Origin of the sequence: Citrobacter sp. JUb117, assembly GCF_024809055.1 — a bacterium.
Classification (GTDB): Bacteria; Pseudomonadota; Gammaproteobacteria; order Enterobacterales; family Enterobacteriaceae; genus Citrobacter; species Citrobacter gillenii.
Genome location: NZ_JANUFB010000005.1, coordinates 54,957 through 73,022, shown reverse-complemented (window position 1 = coordinate 73,022; position 18,066 = coordinate 54,957). Strand labels below are relative to the sequence as shown.

Here is an 18,066-nt window from a genome sequence, read left to right as displayed (position 1 = left end):
TATAACAAACTGGAAGTAAAGATAGGGGGTAATTCTTATTTATCAACTACCTGAGGTCTAGCAGGCGACAAAAAATAATGCCGCCCGAAATAGATGTACATTGCGCGATTATTTGTTTTCTACTTTCGGAAGATCAATGCTTTTGATCCCCCCTTCATTTGTGACCTGCGTGTATCCCATCTCGGTAAGCATATCTTTCGCCTGTCCCGATTGTCGCCCGGAGTTGCAGTACAGTTTCACGGTGTCGGTCTTATCCGGAACCTCGGACGCGATGTGCGCTTTGAGATCTTTTAAGGGAATGTTGACGGCTCCCTGAACATGCTCCTGCTGGTATTGCTCAGGTACGCGGACATCAATCCAATGTTCCGCGGCAAAAACCGGCATACCGATGAGCAACGCTAGCGCGAATACCCCTTTTCTCAACATAGTATCGTCCTGTTAAATGACCTAATTTCATCTAACACTATATAACTGATCTTAAGAAAATATTGCGAGCGCACTATCACTGACCATAACGGCGGGATATTTTTTTGGCGACCTTGTTCAATAAAGGTTCAAGCATCAAAACCAGCAACATTTTTAGCGGGCGACGGGCGACGGATTTTACCGCCCACCCGGCGACGCCCGCCGGGCCGTAGCGAAGTGCCGTAAACAGAACCAGCTTACCTGCTAATTTAACGCCAGGCTTTACCCTCTGCCCGGCACGTTGCCAGCGATTGTTCATCTTATTCCTCACAGTTGACGGAAGCGGCTACGCAATGTGAAGGTATCTGACGTCACATAACGCTCCATATCCCGCAAACGATTTTCACTGGCCGCGAGTTCGCGGTCGACGGCATCCAACAGTTCCCCGCTGGACGGTTGCTGTTCACCGGTTGCGACATTGTCCGGCATTGGATCCAGCACAAAAGTCAGTACGATATAGGCCACCAGGGTGAAAAAGGCCAGGCCAAAGAAAATCGACAGTACCACCAGAATTCGCACCAGCTTCACCGGCACGTCGAGATACTGCGCGATGCCTGCGCAGACCCCCTTCACCATGCCCTGCTGCGGAATACGCCACAACTTTTTGTTCAGGTTAACGCCTCCCATTAGCGGTCCCTCCAGTTAGGATGTTCAGCATCCAGAATGTCTTCCAGCGTCTGAATACGCTCACGCATGCGCTGCGCTTCAGCGTTCAGCTCCACTAAACGCTGCTGTTCGTTCTGCGACAATTCGCCACGACTGGAACGGTTGCTGTAATGCAGCCATAACCAAATCGGTAAAACAAACAGCACAAAGATGGTTAACGGGATGGCCAGAAATAGCGCGCTCATGAGTACTCCTTACAGGTGATGAGCGGCGGCGCGTTCGGGCGCCGCCAGATATTATTATTGCTTGTCTTGCTGCATTTTGGCTTTCAGTTGCGCCAACTGCTCGCTAATTTCATCATCCGCTTTCAGGTCGGCGAATTGCTGATCCAGCGATTTTTGCTTACCAAAGTTATGGCTTTCAGCTTCAGCTTCCATATGGTCGATACGACGCTCAAAAGACTCAAAGCGCGCCATGGCTTCATCGAGTTTACCGCTGTCCAGTTGACGACGAACATCACGTGAAGAACTGGCGGCCTGATGTCGCAGGGTCAATGCCTGCTGACGAGCACGGGTTTCACTGAGTTTATTTTCCAGCTCGCCAATCTCTTTTTTCATGCGTGACAGCGTGTCATCAACCAGCGTCACTTCATGTTCCAGCGAGGCGATCAGATCGGTAAGCTTCTGCTTTTCAATTAAGGCAGAGCGCGCCAAATCTTCTTTCTCTTTACGCAGCGCCAGTTCTGCTTTTTCCTGCCACTCAACCTGTTGCGCTGTGGCCTGTTCAATACGGCGGGATAGCTGTTTCTTTTCCGCCAGCGCACGTGCCGAGTTCGAACGCACCTCAACCAACGTGTCTTCCATTTCCTGAATCATTAACCGCACCAGCTTCTGCGGATCTTCAGCCTTTTCCAGCAACGCATTGATGTTGGCGTTCACGATGTCGGCAAAACGAGAAAAAATACCCATAATGTAATCCTCACTGATAGTTCTGATATCGGGCGATGCCCTGCTGCTGGATTAATGCAGATTGCGTGCCAACTTTATAACTATTTGATTATAAAAATAATAGTTAATTTTACCTGATAGCGAAATTAGGGTACATTGGTGAATAACACTAACAAATAGTGAATTTCATCATGACCGGATACAAAGACAACCTTCTCGGCGAAGCCAACAGTTTCATCGAGGTGCTTGAGCAAGTTTCTCAGTTGGCACCGCTGGATAAACCGGTACTGGTGATCGGTGAGCGCGGCACGGGCAAAGAGCTGATCGCTAACCGCCTGCATTACCTCTCTTCGCGCTGGCAAGGGCCGTTTATTTCGCTGAACTGTGCGGCGCTCAATGAAAACTTACTCGATTCAGAACTGTTCGGTCACGAAGCCGGCGCCTTTACCGGCGCACAAAAACGTCATCCCGGACGCTTTGAACGCGCTGATGGCGGGACGCTGTTTCTTGATGAACTGGCCACCGCCCCGATGCTGGTACAGGAAAAACTGCTACGGGTGATTGAATACGGGGAACTCGAACGTGTTGGCGGCAGCCAACCGCTGCAGGTTAACGTGCGCCTGGTCTGCGCCACCAACGCCGATTTACCGCGGATGGTTAATGAAGGGACGTTTCGCGCGGACCTGCTCGACAGGCTGGCCTTCGATGTGGTGCAACTTCCCCCGTTGCGGGAGCGTCAAAGCGACATCATGCTAATGGCCGAGCACTTTGCCATTCAAATGTGCCGGGAAATTGGCTTACCACTGTTTCCAGGCTTTAGCGCACAGGCCAGGGATACTCTGCTGCACTACCGTTGGCCGGGCAATATTCGTGAGCTGAAAAACGTCGTCGAGCGCTCTGTTTACCGCCACGGCACCAGCGAATTTCCACTGGATGAAGTCGTGATTGACCCTTTCAAACGCCACACCGTACAACCTTCGGAGCAGGAAACTCACTCCGCGCCGGTGACACTGCCGCTGGATCTACGTGAATTCCAGCAGCAACAAGAAAAAGCATTTCTGCAAACCAGCTTGCAGCAGGCAAAGTTTAATCAGAAAAAGGCGGCAGAATTACTCGGGCTGACCTACCACCAGCTGCGGGCATTGCTCAAAAAACATCAGATTTAGCGGTTCCTTGACCTGAATCGCACACATTTACGCCAGTTACCTGCAGACATTTTTACCTGACGGGCCGTTGTGCGATACACTTTGCAGATCGACTCTAAAAACCTTAAAAATTATGCGCCTGGTTTTATCATCTCTGATTGTGATGGCTGGACTTCTGAGTGGTCAGGCTGCTGCCGCGCCTGAGCAGACCACGCACGCTGATATTCGTGACAGCGGCTTTGTCTATTGCGTCAGCGGACAGGTCAATACGTTCAACCCACAGAAAGCGAGCAGTGGACTGATCGTCGACACGCTTGCCGCCCAACTTTATGACCGTCTGCTTGATGTGGATCCTTACACCTATCGCCTGGTGCCAGAACTGGCCGAAAGCTGGGAGGTGCTGGATAACGGCGCAACGTACCGCTTCCACCTGCGTCGTGACGTGCCATTTCAAAAAACCACCTGGTTCACCCCTACTCGTAAACTGAATGCAGACGATGTGGTGTTTACCTTCGAGCGAATCTTTGACCGCCAGCATCCGTGGCACAATGTTAACGGCAGCAACTTCCCCTACTTTGATAGCCTCCAGTTCGCCGATAATGTGCAAAGCGTGCGCAAGCTGGACAGCCATACCGTTGAATTTCGCCTGACTCAACCGGATGCGTCTTTCCTGTGGCATCTGGCCACGCATTACGCGTCGGTTATGTCAGCGGAATACGCGGGGCAGTTGGCAAAACAGGATCGCAAGGAATTACTGGACCGACAGCCTGTCGGTACCGGTCCGTATCAGCTTTCGGAAAATCGTGGCGGGCAATATATTCGCCTGCAGCGTCACGACGCGTTCTGGCGCGGGAAACCCTTAATGCCGCAGGTCGTCGTTGATCTCGGTTCTGGTGGAACCGGGCGCTTATCAAAACTGCTCACCGGTGAATGCGACGTGCTGGCCTGGCCTGCTGCCAGTCAGCTCAGCATCTTACGTGATGACCCACGTTTGCGCCTGACGCTGCGCCCTGGGATGAACATTGCTTACCTGGCTTTCAATACCAATAAACCCCCGTTGAACAATCCGGCCGTGCGTCATGCACTGGCGTTGGCAATCAACAACCAGCGGCTGATGCAGTCGATCTATTATGGTACAGCAGAAACCGCCGCATCTATTTTGCCGCGCGCCTCGTGGGCGTATGACAACGAAGCTAAAATTACAGAATACAATCCGGCAAAATCTCGCGAGCAGTTAAAAGCGCTGGGGCTGGAGAACCTGACGTTACAGCTTTGGGTACCAACCAGCTCCCAGGCCTGGAACCCCAGCCCGCTGAAAACCGCCGAGCTTATTCAAGCGGACATGGCGCAGGTTGGCGTGAAAGTGAAGATTATTCCGGTGGAAGGTCGTTTTCAGGAGGCGAGATTAATGGATATGAACCATGATCTGACGTTGTCCGGTTGGGCGACAGACAGTAACGATCCTGACAGTTTTTTCCGTCCGCTGCTTAGCTGTGCCGCCATCAACTCGCAGACCAACTTTGCCCATTGGTGTGATCCGGAGTTTGACAGCGTTCTGCGCAAAGCGCTGTCATCGCAGCAGCTCTCGTCACGCATTGATGCCTATGACGAAGCGCAAACGATCCTGGCACGAGAGCTACCCATCCTGCCGCTGGCCTCTTCACTGCGTTTGCAGGCCTATCGCTATGACATCAAAGGCCTGGTACTCAGCCCATTCGGTAATGCCTCCTTTGCCGGCGTATCCAGGGAAAAGAAAGATGAGGTGAAAAAACCATGATTATCTTTACCCTGCGTCGCTTTCTATTGCTCCTGGTCACCCTGTTCTTCCTGACGTTTATCGGGTTCAGCCTGAGTTATTTTACCCCCCATGCTCCTCTGCAGGGTGCGTCGCTGTGGAATGCTTGGGTATTCTGGTTCAATGGCCTCATCCACTGGGATTTCGGTGTATCCAGCATTAACGGACAACTGATCTCGGAACAGTTGAAAGAAGTGTTCCCTGCCACAATGGAATTGTGCGTTCTCGCCTTCGGTTTTGCGCTAATGGTCGGTATCCCGATTGGCATGCTGGCGGGGATCACACGCAATAAATGGCCGGATCGATGCATTAGTGCCTTTGCCCTGATGGGTTTTTCCATCCCGGTTTTTTGGTTAGCACTGTTGCTGACGCTGTTCTTCTCGTTAACGCTCGGGTGGCTGCCCGTGTCTGGCCGTTTTGATCTGCTTTATGAAGTCAAACCTGTTACCGGTCTTGCCATCGTCGACGCGTGGCTTTCCGACTCGCCGTGGCGCGATGAAATGCTGGTCAGCGCAATACGCCACATGGTGCTGCCGGTGTTAACGCTCTCCGTTGCGCCAACGACCGAAGTCATTCGCCTGATGCGTATCAGTACCATCGAGGTATTCGATCAAAATTACGTAAAAGCGGCGGCTACTCGCGGCCTGTCACGGCTGACCATTTTGCGTCGCCACGTACTGCATAATGCCCTGCCGCCGGTGATCCCGCGGCTTGGTCTCCAGTTTTCCACCATGCTGACGCTGGCGATGATCACCGAAATGGTCTTTAGCTGGCCAGGCCTTGGCCGCTGGCTGATCAACGCCATTCGCCAGCAGGATTACGCCGCAATTTCAGCCGGCGTGATGGTGATTGGCTCACTGGTCATTATCGTAAACGTGATCTCTGATATTTTGGGTGCCATGGCTAACCCTCTGAAACATAAGGAATGGTATGCCTTACGATAGCGTATACAGCGAAAAGCGCCCGCCTGGCACGCTGCGTACCGCGTGGCGCAATTTTTATGGCGATGCGTCTGCAATGGTCGGTCTGTATGGCTGTGCGGGACTGGCCATACTGTGTGTTTTCGGTGGCTGGTTTGCGCCTTATGGTATCGATCAGCAATTCCTGGGTTATCAACTGCTCCCGCCTTCCTGGTCGCGTTATGGCGAGGTGTCATTCTTCCTTGGGACCGACGATCTGGGACGTGACGTATTAAGCCGCCTGCTGAGCGGTGCAGCTCCCACTGTCGGCGGCGCATTTGTTGTCACGCTCGCCGCCACGATATGTGGTCTGGTATTGGGGGTTTTAGCCGGGGCAACCCACGGTTTACGCTCGGCAGTGTTGAACCATATTCTCGATACCCTGCTCTCGATCCCGTCGCTGCTGCTGGCGATCATTGTGGTGGCGTTTGCTGGCCCCCATCTGACGCACGCGATGTTTGCCGTCTGGCTGGCGCTGTTGCCACGCATGGTGCGCTCTGTCTATAGCATGGTGCATGACGAGCTGGAAAAAGAGTATGTCATTGCTGCCCGACTGGATGGTGCCTCCACGCTCAACATTCTGTGGTTTGCGATTTTGCCCAATATTACCGCTGGGCTTATCACTGAAATCACCCGCGCTTTGTCGATGGCGATTCTGGATATTGCCGCACTGGGCTTTCTCGACCTCGGCGCACAGCTTCCGTCGCCGGAGTGGGGAGCCATGCTGGGCGACGCGTTGGAGTTAATTTACGTTGCCCCATGGACCGTGATGTTGCCCGGGGCGGCGATCATGATTAGCGTGCTGCTGGTAAACCTGTTAGGTGACGGTGTACGCCGCGCAATTATCGCGGGGGTGGAATAATGCCATTACTGGATATTCGTAACCTGACCATTGAGTTCAGAACCGGCGACGACTGGGTAAAGGCCGTTGACCGCGTCAGTATGACACTCAATGAAGGCGAGATCCGTGGACTGGTCGGTGAATCGGGCTCCGGTAAAAGTTTAATCGCCAAGGCTATTTGCGGCGTGGCAAAAGACAACTGGCGCGTGACCGCTGACCGCATGCGCTTTGATGATATCGATCTGCTACGACTGTCTGCCCGCGAGCGGCGTAAACTGGTCGGTCATAATGTGTCCATGATCTTTCAGGAACCGCAGTCCTGTCTCGATCCGTCTGAACGCGTCGGACGGCAGCTGATGCAAAATATTCCCGCCTGGACCTATAAAGGGCGCTGGTGGCAACGCATTGGCTGGCGCAAACGCCGCGCGATTGAACTGCTGCACCGCGTCGGGATAAAAGACCATAAAGATGCGATGCGCAGCTTCCCGTATGAGTTGACGGACGGCGAGTGCCAGAAAGTCATGATTGCCATCGCCCTGGCGAATCAGCCACGTTTGCTGATTGCCGATGAGCCGACCAATGCGATGGAGCCCACCACTCAGGCGCAAATTTTCCGTCTGCTGACCCGGCTCAATCAAAACAGCAACACCACCATTTTGCTGATCAGCCATGACCTGCAAATGCTCAGCCAGTGGGCGGATAAAATCAACGTCATGTACTGCGGACAAACGGTGGAAACCGCGCCAAGTAAAGATTTGGTGACGATTCCGCACCATCCTTATACACAGGCGTTGATCCGTGCCATTCCAGATTTTGGTAGCCCAATGCCGCATAAAAGCCGCCTGAATACGATGCCAGGTGCGATCCCGTTATTGGAACAGTTACCAATGGGGTGCCGTTTGGGGCCGCGCTGCCCTTACGCTCAACGTGAGTGCATTGAAACCCCACGACTGACCGGAGCAAAGAATCATCTCTATGCCTGTCATTTCCCGCTGAACATGGAGAGAGAGTGAGATGGTAGAAACACTGCTCGAAGTACGTAACCTGAGCAAAACCTTTCGCTACCGGACGGGCTTGTTTCGTCGCCAGACCGTAGAAGCCGTCAAGCCACTGAGCTTTACACTGCGTGAGCGCCAGACACTTGCCGTCATTGGCGAAAACGGCTCCGGTAAATCGACGCTGGCGAAAATGCTGGCCGGAATGGTTGAGCCGACCAGCGGTGAGCTGCTGATTGACGATCATCCGCTAAAATACGGTGATTATTCTTTTCGCAGCCAGCGCATTCGTATGATTTTCCAGGATCCGTCAACATCGTTGAACCCGCGTCAACGTATCTCGCAGATCCTCGATTTTCCGCTACGTCTGAATACCGATCTTGAGCCGGAGCAACGCCGCAAGCAGATCGTCGAAACCATGCGCATGGTCGGTCTGCTGCCCGATCACGTTAGCTACTACCCGCATATGTTGGCACCAGGACAAAAACAGCGCTTGGGGTTAGCTCGCGCCCTGATTTTACGTCCCAAAGTGATTATCGCGGACGAAGCGCTGGCCTCTCTGGATATGTCGATGCGCTCGCAGCTGATTAACCTGATGCTGGAGTTACAGGAGAAGCAGGGGATTTCTTATATCTATGTGACGCAGCATATTGGGATGATGAAACACATCAGCGATCAGGTGTTGGTGATGCACCAGGGCGAAGTCGTCGAGCGCGGCAGTACGGCAGATGTGCTGGCCTCTCCGCTGCATGAACTGACCCGCCGCTTGATTTCCGGGCATTTCGGTGAGGCACTGACCGCCGATGCCTGGCGCAAAGATCGCTAACTGTTATTGACGCCCTCCTCTGATGGAGGGCTTTTTATATCGTCAGTGAACAATATCTGCAGGTAGCAATGCTTCAATGTCGCTAAATGCAACCGGCGGGGAAATATCACCCTGCACGGCCCAGATACCCGCATGGCTTAGTTCATCAATAAGCCACGCATCCTCCAGCCCCTCGACGACCACTCGGTCACAATATTCCCTGATGTTCTTAATCAGAACCGGGAACATCGGCTTTTCGACCTGCGACATAAAGAAGCCGCGATCCATTTTCACTACATCAAAATTACCGCTGACCAGCGGGTTTGCCCCCACGCTACCAGAGCCAAGATTGCTCAACCACAAGGCATTAGGCCCGTCACGCAGAGAATTAATCAGCAGGTTATTCAGGCAAGCAATATTCGACAGGAAACGTTCTGAGAGTTGAAGTGCAATAAACGGCATAGCGTGTAAGGCCGAGGTTATGGCAGGGTCGCCTATCGCGAGAAGCGCCATTTCATCAATCAGATTAAGTGTACAAAAAAGGTTATTGCTCTCAAACCAGACGCGCTTTCGGGTGATTAACGCGATTTGTTCAAGCATGAAATGGCGTTTTTGTGCACTATTCCACGCGGCAATGATGAAATCTGAATGTAACGGGTGAACCGTCTCTGAGGTAAACCGGGCGATCATCTCAACACCCAGCAACTTTTCCGTTGTGTCTCTCATCGGTTCCGCGATGAAATGATAGCGCATAAGACCACTCCAATTGATCATAACATACTGATAATGCGCTTTTAATTATAATCAATCAATAATATCGATCAATGATTCATTATTGATCGATAAAAACAATATATGATAACAGGATGAATATAGCCGATTTTTTAGTTTTAAGAATCTTCTGACATTGATATGTTCATCAACATCGACTAGCGCTAAATCATACCATTTTAAGTCGTTGAGTCCTCGTGTTTTCTGCCCTCGCCCCTGCTCCGGTCTGGTTGGATGAGGCAGAACCTGGGGGGAGTGATATACTCCTCACGTGCAACGAATAGTGGCAGGCCACTGATACTGACAACGATGCCACGGTTCCCGAAATCCCTTTTACTGTCGTTAACCGTATGGTGACTCGCAGAGAAAGATCGTGACACAAGGGGCAGAGAGTGGGATATAATTTCAGACCAATTTCGAGTGACCTTGAAATTGCAATCATAACGCATTGATTGCTAAAAAAATAAGTAATGACTATAAGGATTAAAGCTATGGGTTTTCTTTCCGGTAAGCGCATTCTGGTGACCGGTCTTGCCAGTAAATTGTCCATCGCCTACGGTATCGCTCAAGCGATGCACCGCGAGGGAGCTGAACTGGCGTTCACCTACCAGAACGACAAACTGAAAGGCCGCGTGGAAGAATTTGCAGCTCAACTGGGTTCCAACATCGTCCTGCAGTGCGATGTGGCTGAAGACGCCAGCATCGACACCATGTTCGCTGAACTGGGCAAAACCTGGGAAAAATTCGACGGTTTCGTACACTCCATCGGTTTCGCACCGGCAGACCAGCTGGATGGCGACTATGTGAATGCGGTAACCCGCGAAGGCTTTAAAATCGCTCATGACATCAGCGCCTACAGCTTTGTGGCGATGGCAAAAGCCTGCCGCACGATGCTGAATCCTGGCTCTGCACTGCTGACGCTGTCCTATCTGGGCGCAGAGCGCGCTATCCCGAACTACAACGTAATGGGTCTGGCGAAAGCGTCTCTGGAAGCAAACGTCCGCTATATGGCTAACGCGATGGGTCCAGAAGGTGTGCGTGTCAACGCAATCTCCGCAGGTCCAATCCGTACTCTGGCGGCTTCTGGCATCAAAGATTTCCGTAAAATGCTGGCCCATTGCGAAGCAGTTACTCCGATTCGCCGTACCGTGACCATTGAAGATGTGGGCAACTCAGCAGCATTCCTGTGTTCTGACCTGTCTGCCGGCATCTCTGGCGAAGTCGTTCACGTTGATGGTGGCTTCAGCATCGCGGCAATGAACGAGCTGGAACTGAAATAATCTTTCAGACCTCCTCTGTGGGCGGCGCGATGTCGCCCATGATTTTTTCCCCCTCCCGTCAGCTACTCCCTGTCATATATACTTTTCTGATATTTATTATCACGTAACAATCTTTCATCCCCTCATCAGCTTACGCCAGGATATTGCAGCGCAAACGATCCGGCGGACGAACATAACGACGTATCCGGGTCGCCACTTTTTTGACCAAGGAACGCCCATGGAACAACGCCGAATTGAAGGCAAAAGCCACTGGTATCATGAAACGCAGTCGAGCACCTATCCGCAAGATGTTCTCCCGCTGGTGCCAGAAGCAGCAGACGTCGAAGACAGTTTTTTGCTGGACCTGGCGATACCGGAAGTCGCGCTGTTACCCTTTCAGTCCTGGTTAGAACCTGCCCGTGAACTTGCTCACCTTCTCTTCCCTGCTGATGTTGACCTAAATTCGTTACATACGTTCAGCGCCTATGAACGAATGAGTACCGCCTTAACTGTCGCTCAGGTTTACGGCATCCAACGATTGTGTAACCACTACGCAGCGCGTTTGACCCCGCTACCAGGCCCGGATTCCTCCCGTGAGAGTAATCACCGGCTGGCACAAATTACCCAGTATGCTCGCCAACTTGCCAGTTCTCCCGCCGTGATTGGCGCACGCGATCGCCTGCATCTTGATGATGTTGGATTAACAACCTGCGATATCATCTTGATTAATCAGGTCATCGGCTTTGTCGGTTTTCAGGCCCGTGTCGTGGCGGTCCTTCAGGCTTATTTTGGCCATCCCTTGCGTCGCATACCGGGCCTTGATGTTCAGCAATACGCGCAGGCCGCTATTTTTAACAACGCCGATGCACAATGGCATATGGCCGCATTCCCGATAGACGTCATCCCGCCTCGCGAGGCTCCGCCAGGCAGCGTTGACCAAAACGGGCGCATCCCGGATTTACAAACGCTCGCGCCGCTGCTGGCACATTCACCGACGATACTGGCTTTACTCAGATCATTGCTGACCAGTACGCTATGTACAGATACACCGTCGAGGGCGTTTTCTCTCGCCACACTGCTGACATCACGCATTAACGGCAGCGTGGCATGCTTTAATGAACAGGCCCTCACAGCTCATCAACTGGCGGACTTCATCACGATACTGCGCCTGGATGAACGCGAATTGCAGCGCTGGGAACAACGACATCCGGTTGAGCGCGCTACCCTGCAAGCGGTACAATGGTTAACCCGGGCGCCCGACCGTTTTAGCGCCGCACTGTTAACCCCGTTATTTGAACAGGGTACCTCATCGGAACAGGCTATTAACTTACTGGCTTGGAGTGGATTGTGCGGATGGTTGAATCGCTTGAAAATCGCGCTGGGCGAGACTCACTAACCACTCCGCTCATTGAAAGAGCGCTTGCTGCGACTGGCAGTTTCGCGTAAAACTGTCAGCCGCTCTTTTGGCCACGAAAATAGACAATTATGCTTCAGGACAACCCGCTGCTAGCGCAGCTTAAACAGCAACTACATTCCCAGACGCCGCGTGCTGAAGGGGTGGTAAAAGCCACGGAAAAAGGCTTTGGCTTCCTGGAAGTCGATGCACAAAAAAGCTATTTCATTCCACCGCCGCAGATGAAAAAAGTGATGCATGGTGACCGCATTGTCGCGGTGATTCATAGCGAAAAAGATCGCGAATCTGCCGAGCCGGAAGAACTGGTTGAACCGTTCCTGACGCGTTTCGTGGGTAAAGTTCAGGGTAAGAACGATCGTCTGTCCATTGTGCCAGATCATCCGTTACTGAAAGACGCTATCCCCTGCCGCGCTGCTCGCGGTGTGGATCATGAATTTAAGGAAGGTGACTGGGCCGTCGCAGAAATGCGTCGCCATCCGCTGAAAGGCGACCGCACCTTCTACGCTGAATTAACCCAGTTCATCACCTTTGCTGACGATCATTTCGTCCCCTGGTGGGTCACGCTGGCGCGCCACAATCTTGAAAAAGAAGCACCGAATGGCGTAGCCACCGAAATGCTGGATGAAGGTCTGGAACGTCAGGATCTTACCGCACTGAACTTCGTCACCATTGACAGTGCCAGCACCGAAGATATGGACGATGCGCTGTACGCCGAGGAACTGGCTGATGGCAAACTGCAATTAACCGTCGCCATTGCCGATCCTACAGCCTGGATTGCCGAAGGCAGCAAGCTGGATAACACTGCTAAAATTCGCGCGTTCACCAACTATCTCCCGGGCTTCAATATCCCGATGTTACCGCGTGAACTGTCAGACGACCTGTGCTCGCTGCGGGCTAACGAAGTCCGTCCGGTGCTCGCTTGCCGCATGACCATTGCGGCTGACGGCACTATTGAAGACGACATCACCTTCTTCACGGCGACCATCGAATCCAAAGCGAAACTGGCCTATGACAACGTGTCTGACTGGCTGGAAGGGAATAATGGCTGGCAGCCTGAAAACGATGAGATTGCCGAGCAGATCCGTCTGTTGCAGCGTATCTGCATGAGCCGTGGCGAGTGGCGTCATAACCACGCCCTGGTGTTTAAAGATCGCCCGGATTACCGCTTTGTACTGGGTGAAAAAGGTGAAGTGCTGGATATCGTGGCGGAACCGCGTCGCATTGCTAATCGTATCGTGGAAGAGTCGATGATTGCGGCAAACATCTGCGCCGCGCGCGTTCTTCGCGACAAACTAGGCTTCGGGATTTATAACGTACACATGGGGTTCGATCCGGCGAATGCTGAAGCGTTGGCCGCCCTGCTGAAAACCCATGGTATGCACGTGGATGCCGAAGAGGTGTTGACGCTGGAAGGCTTCTGCAAACTGCGTCGTGAACTGGATGCTCAACCTTCTGGTTTCCTCGATAGCCGTATTCGCCGTTTCCAGTCCTACGCTGAAATCAGCGTCGAGCCAGGTCCGCACTTTGGGCTGGGCCTGGAGGCATACGCCACCTGGACCTCACCTATCCGTAAGTATGGCGATATGATCAACCATCGCCTGTTAAAAGCGGTAATTAAAGGCGAAACCATCGCTCGACCACAGGACGACATCACGATACAGATGACGGAACGCCGTCGCCTGAACCGGATGGCCGAACGTGACGTCGGTGACTGGTTATACGCCCGCTTCCTGAGTGACAAAGCCGGGACTGACACCCGTTTTGCGGCTGAAATCATCGATGTCAGCCGCGGCGGTATGCGGGTGCGCTTAGTCGACAATGGCGCAGTCGCGTTTATCCCGGCACCGTTCCTGCACGCGGTCCGTGATGAACTGGTGTGCAGCCAGGAAAACGGCACGGTACAGATCAAAGGTGACGTGGTTTACAAGGTCACTGACGTGATCGACGTGACCATCGCAGAAGTGCGAATGGAAACCCGCAGCGTTATCGCACGCCCAGCCGCGTAGCACCACTAAACTCAACGGCCTTTCTCTTTTTGTGAAAGGTCGTTTTCTTTTCCCCCCTGATACGCCGCCACACACTACACTTCCTTCATCCAGTCCAATTTATTTTTTACTCTTTTCAGGTCTGCTGACTTTGCTTTTTTCTGAATCTGGATTACACATAAATATATAAATAAAACAATATGTTCAGCCATAATCACCCTGTATGAATCATGGCTACCCTTACTTTTGAGGCTCTATGCGCTTTAAACGGGATAGTACACATCATGAAAGACGTTCGGGAGTTGGTAACGTTGTATAGCTTTGTGGGTTCTCACAACCCCTACTGGCGTTTGTCAGAGGAGTGTAACATCCTGCATTTCTCTATTGACGAAACGGCCGCAGCAGAAAAAACCATCAAATTATCACCGGAACAAGCCGATCGCATTCGGGAAATGACAGTGATTACATCCAGTCTGCTGATGACCCTTCCCATCGATACGGATGACATTCCCGTGCACCTTGTCGGGCGAAAAATTAATAAACGTGAATGGGCAGGTAGCGCATCAGCCTGGGACGACACCCCTTCTGTGGCACGCGATCTGGCACAAGGATTATCCTTTGCCGAACAGGTCGTATCGGAAGCCAATTCAGTTATCGTGATACTTGACCGACAGGGTAACATTCAACGTTTTAATCGGTTATGCGAAGAATATACAGGGCTAAGAGAACGTGAAGTGATCGGGCAAAGCGTCTTCACGCTGTTTATGAGCCGTCGTGAAGCTGCGGCATCAAGACGCAATATTGACGTTTTTTTTCGTGAAGGCAACTCGTATGAAGTCGAGCGCTGGGTTAACACCTGTAAGGGGCAGCGCCTGTTCCTGTTTCGTAATAAATTTGTGCATAACGGCAGCGGTAAGAACGAAATATTTCTGATCTGTTCCGGGACCGATATTACCGAAGAACGGCGCGCCCAGGAGCGACTTCGCGTGTTGGCGAACACCGACTCCATCACTGGGTTACCCAACCGTAACGCCATTCATGAGTTGATTAGCGAGGCGATTGATAACGCGGGCGACACGCAGGTTGGCATTATTTATCTCGACCTCGATAACTTCAAAAAGGTCAACGATGCCTACGGGCATATGTTTGGCGACCAGCTTTTACAGAGTGTCTCGCTGGCCATCCTAAGTTGCCTCGAAGATAACCAGTTACTGGCGCGCTTCGGTGGTGATGAGTTTATCGTCCTCGCGACGGGAACCTCCCAGGGGGCGCTGGAGGCCACGGCCTCGCGCATTCTGACCCGTCTGCGGCTACCGTTCCGCATTGGCCTGATTGAAGTGTATACCGGCTGTTCTATCGGCATTTCCCTGGCACCCCAGCATGGTAATGACAGCGAAAACGTCATTCGCAACGCGGATACCGCCATGTATACCGCCAAAGAAGGCGGACGTGGGCAGTTTTGCGTGTTCTCCCCTGAAATGAATCAGCGGGTGTTCGAGTATCTGTGGCTGGATACCAACCTGCGTAAGGCGCTGGAAAACGATCAGTTGCTGATCCACTACCAGCCCAAAATAACCTGGCGGGGTGAAGTCCGCAGCCTGGAGGCGCTGGTCCGCTGGCAGTCGCCAGAGCGTGGGTTAATTCCGCCGCTGGAATTTATTTCTTACGCCGAAGAATCAGGGCTTATCGTCCCGCTGGGGCGCTGGGTGATTCTGGATGTTGTGCGCCAGGTGGCGAAGTGGCGCGATAAGGGAATCAATCTGCGCGTGGCGGTAAACGTTTCGGCACGTCAACTGGCGGATCAAACGCTGTTCACCGACTTGAAGCAGGTTCTGCACGATCTGAATTTTGAGTATTGCCCCATTGACGTCGAGTTAACGGAAAGCAGTTTAATTGAGAATGAACAGCTGGCACTGTCCGTTATTCAGCAGTTTAGTCAGCTTGGCGCCCAGATCCATTTGGATGATTTTGGCACAGGATACTCTTCACTTTCCCAGCTTGCCCGCTTCCCGCTCGATGCGATTAAACTGGACCAGACCTTCGTCAGGGATATCCACAAACAATCAATTTCACAGTCGCTGGTACGCGCCATTGTTGCGGTGGCGCAAGCGCTAAATCTACAGGTGATTGCTGAAGGCGTGGAAAGTGCGAAAGAGGATGCCTTTCTGACCAAGAATGGTGTCAATGAGCGTCAGGGATTTTTGTTCGCTAAGCCAATGCCAGCTGCCGCGTTTGAACGTTGGTATAAGCGACATCTGAATAAAAAAATGCGCTAACCATGCAGGAATACTCGTCGAGAAATAGCGAAGAATGTACATTCCGTGACTATCGTATCTGTCTGTAATCACGGAATATATAATATTCTCCGATCATGTCGGTTAATACTATTTTTCCCTTCTCTTTTGTGATGATTTTCTGCATCATGAAATTCTAAATTTTTTGACACCAGGATGATGACCATGTCTGATATCGACGCAAAACGACTGGCCGAACGCATTGATACCGTACTGGATATCCTTGTTGCAGGTGACTCTCATTCAGCCATCCACAATCTCGAAATCCTCAAGGCTGAACTGTTAAGCACGGTCAACGAAGAAACAGCGCCAGTGTCAAAAAAACACAAAGCCCCGTGGGAGATCTGACGGCTTTGTACTTGTTATGTGGTTGCTGATATCAGACTGCTGATAACGTAACCTCCGTTTAATGTCCGATACGATACCGCTATAAAAATTAATACTATGAATTCCCGACAACAATCTATTTTGCAGATGGTGACCGATAAAGGCCAGATGAGCGTATCTGAGCTTGCCAAAATCACCGGTGTCTCTGAAGTGACGATTCGACAGGATCTGAACACGCTGGAAAAACAGAGTTATTTACGCCGTGCGCATGGTTTCGCAGTGTCACTGAATAGCGACGATGTTGAAACGCGTATGATGACCAACTTCACCCTGAAACGTGAACTGGCTGAGTTTGCCGCCTCACTGGTCAATCCTGGTGAATCCGTATTTATTGAAAACGGTAGCAGTAATGCACTGCTGGCCAGAACGCTGGCGGAACAAAAAGACGTCACTATCATTACGGTCAGCAGCTATATCGCTCACCTGCTGAAAGAAACACCCTGCGAAGTAATCCTCCTCGGCGGGATCTATCAGAAAAAAAGCGAAAGCATGGTTGGACCATTAACGCGTCAGTTTATCCAGCAGGTTCACTTTAGTAAGGCTTTTATTGGAATCGATGGCTGGCAGCCTGAAACCGGCTTCACCGGCCGTGACATGATGCGTTCAGACGTGGTCAATGCAGTGCTGGAAAAAGGCGCAGAGGTGATTGTGCTCACCGACAGCTCGAAGTTTGACGCCATTCATCCGTACACACTCGGTCCGTTGGAGCGATTCAATCGTGTCGTCACTGATGCAAAACTCAGCGCCAGCGTGCAAATGCAACTAGAGCATTCAGGATTAATCGTTAACATCATCGATACCCGCGCATAATACATCACCAGATGATTTGCCTGTCGGCAAATCATCTTCTCTCTGAGACTTATCCGACCGTCCAATTAAGACTTTTTACCTGTTGTTAACAGGGTAATGTCGTAAAATTAATGTTAGCGATATAACAGGAACACACTCTCATCAACAGATGATTGATGGTCATGCCCTGCGCTAAACGGTTTCACGGAAATACCTTTAATGACCTTAATTTCACGCTATCATTAAAGAGACTGGATTCCGTGAATCAATCATTCAGGAGAAAGTATTATGTTAGTAACGAGCAAAAAAATGACCGCTGCCATTCTGGCGATTACTCTGGCTATGTCTTTGAGTGCCTGCTCTAACTGGTCTAAACAAGACCGCAACACCGCCATTGGTGCGGGTGCAGGTGCCATTGGTGGTGCAGTCCTGACGGACGGCAGTACGCTGGGTACGCTGGGTGGTGCTGCAGTAGGTGGTATTATCGGCCACCAGGTGGGTAAATAATCTACGGTTGACCGGCTCGATATAATAATACGTTTACTTTTTCGCGACCGTACTATTTACATTACTAATAATAAAGCCACGAATATTTTCGTGGCTTTTTTT

19 protein-coding genes are annotated in these 18,066 nt (G+C 51.7%); 13 read left to right on the top strand and 6 right to left on the bottom strand.

Going from position 1 to position 18,066, the window contains the following annotated elements; all coding sequences use genetic code 11:
• Positions 1-108: 108 nt before the first annotated feature.
• The 5 genes from pspE to pspA all read right to left on the bottom strand — a co-directional run bounded on the left by pspE (position 109) and on the right by pspA (position 2,039).
• The gene (pspE, locus tag M2374_RS12755; RefSeq protein ID WP_115258338.1) at positions 109-426 is read right to left on the bottom strand and encodes a thiosulfate sulfurtransferase PspE; all 318 of its coding nucleotides are present in this window, start codon (positions 424-426) and stop codon (positions 109-111) included.
• 76 nt (positions 427-502) lie between these two features.
• A complete protein-coding gene (pspD, locus tag M2374_RS12750) occupies positions 503-724 on the bottom strand; it encodes a phage shock protein PspD (RefSeq protein WP_096756892.1) in 222 nt (73 codons plus the stop codon).
• 8 nt (positions 725-732) lie between these two features.
• Positions 733-1,092, bottom strand: coding sequence for an envelope stress response membrane protein PspC (gene pspC / locus M2374_RS12745; protein WP_096756891.1), 360 nt, complete (start codon positions 1,090-1,092; stop codon positions 733-735).
• Positions 1,092-1,316, bottom strand: coding sequence for an envelope stress response membrane protein PspB (gene pspB, locus M2374_RS12740; RefSeq protein ID WP_115258337.1), 225 nt, complete (start codon positions 1,314-1,316; stop codon positions 1,092-1,094). Before pspB ends, pspC begins: the two co-directional genes overlap by 1 nt.
• A 54-nt stretch (positions 1,317-1,370) precedes the next feature.
• A complete protein-coding gene (pspA, locus tag M2374_RS12735) occupies positions 1,371-2,039 on the bottom strand; it encodes a phage shock protein PspA (protein ID WP_096756889.1) in 669 nt (222 codons plus the stop codon).
• Positions 2,040-2,194: 155 nt separating this feature from the next.
• Here pspA and pspF point away from each other — a divergent pair, with 155 nt between their 5' ends.
• The 6 genes from pspF (at position 2,195) to sapF (ending at position 8,579) form a co-directional block, all read left to right on the top strand.
• Entirely contained in the window at positions 2,195-3,184 is a 990-nt protein-coding gene (gene pspF / locus M2374_RS12730) for a phage shock protein operon transcriptional activator (RefSeq protein ID WP_170973006.1), read from the top strand.
• Between the two features lie 112 nt (positions 3,185-3,296).
• A complete protein-coding gene (sapA, locus tag M2374_RS12725) occupies positions 3,297-4,940 on the top strand; it encodes an ABC transporter substrate-binding protein SapA (RefSeq protein ID WP_115258335.1) in 1,644 nt (547 codons plus the stop codon).
• The gene (sapB, locus tag M2374_RS12720) at positions 4,937-5,902 is read left to right on the top strand and encodes a peptide ABC transporter permease SapB (protein WP_096756886.1); all 966 of its coding nucleotides are present in this window, start codon (positions 4,937-4,939) and stop codon (positions 5,900-5,902) included. Before sapA ends, sapB begins: the two co-directional genes overlap by 4 nt.
• Positions 5,889-6,779, top strand: a complete 891-nt coding sequence (sapC, locus tag M2374_RS12715; protein ID WP_096756844.1) for a peptide ABC transporter permease SapC — start codon at positions 5,889-5,891, stop codon at positions 6,777-6,779. The genes sapB and sapC overlap by 14 nt, the downstream gene beginning before the upstream one ends.
• Positions 6,779-7,771, top strand: a complete 993-nt coding sequence (sapD, locus tag M2374_RS12710) for a peptide ABC transporter ATP-binding protein SapD (protein ID WP_096756843.1) — start codon at positions 6,779-6,781, stop codon at positions 7,769-7,771. Before sapC ends, sapD begins: the two co-directional genes overlap by 1 nt.
• 1 nt (position 7,772) lies before the next feature.
• Positions 7,773-8,579, top strand: coding sequence for a peptide ABC transporter ATP-binding protein SapF (gene sapF, locus M2374_RS12705; protein WP_096756842.1), 807 nt, complete (start codon positions 7,773-7,775; stop codon positions 8,577-8,579).
• Positions 8,580-8,621: 42 nt separating this feature from the next.
• Here the strand turns inward: sapF and M2374_RS12700 are convergent, their stop codons facing one another.
• The gene (locus M2374_RS12700) at positions 8,622-9,311 is read right to left on the bottom strand and encodes an EAL domain-containing protein (protein ID WP_181689050.1); all 690 of its coding nucleotides are present in this window, start codon (positions 9,309-9,311) and stop codon (positions 8,622-8,624) included.
• Between the two features lie 509 nt (positions 9,312-9,820).
• Between M2374_RS12700 and fabI the strand changes: the two genes are divergently transcribed.
• The 7 genes from fabI (at position 9,821) to osmB (ending at position 17,964) form a co-directional block, all read left to right on the top strand.
• Entirely contained in the window at positions 9,821-10,609 is a 789-nt protein-coding gene (gene fabI, locus M2374_RS12695) for an enoyl-ACP reductase FabI (protein WP_137361798.1), read from the top strand.
• A gap of 217 nt (positions 10,610-10,826) precedes the next feature.
• Positions 10,827-11,984 carry a carboxymuconolactone decarboxylase family protein gene (locus M2374_RS12690; RefSeq protein ID WP_181689049.1) on the top strand — a complete coding sequence of 386 codons (1,158 nt, stop codon included), beginning with the start codon at positions 10,827-10,829 and terminating at the stop codon, positions 11,982-11,984.
• Positions 11,985-12,073: 89 nt separating this feature from the next.
• Complete coding sequence (locus tag M2374_RS12685; protein ID WP_115258331.1) at positions 12,074-14,008, top strand: exoribonuclease II; 1,935 nt, start codon at positions 12,074-12,076, stop codon at positions 14,006-14,008.
• Between the two features lie 263 nt (positions 14,009-14,271).
• A complete protein-coding gene (pdeR, locus tag M2374_RS12680) occupies positions 14,272-16,263 on the top strand; it encodes a cyclic di-GMP phosphodiesterase (RefSeq protein ID WP_181689048.1) in 1,992 nt (663 codons plus the stop codon).
• 183 nt (positions 16,264-16,446) lie between these two features.
• Positions 16,447-16,629 (top strand): hypothetical protein, encoded by a 183-nt coding sequence (locus tag M2374_RS12675; RefSeq protein WP_117342884.1) that lies wholly within the window; start codon positions 16,447-16,449, stop codon positions 16,627-16,629.
• 96 nt (positions 16,630-16,725) lie between these two features.
• Positions 16,726-17,478 (top strand): DNA-binding transcriptional regulator YciT, encoded by a 753-nt coding sequence (locus M2374_RS12670; RefSeq protein ID WP_135911921.1) that lies wholly within the window; start codon positions 16,726-16,728, stop codon positions 17,476-17,478.
• Between the two features lie 267 nt (positions 17,479-17,745).
• Complete coding sequence (gene osmB / locus M2374_RS12665; RefSeq protein WP_096756834.1) at positions 17,746-17,964, top strand: osmotically-inducible lipoprotein OsmB; 219 nt, start codon at positions 17,746-17,748, stop codon at positions 17,962-17,964.
• Positions 17,965-18,066 lie beyond the last annotated feature (102 nt).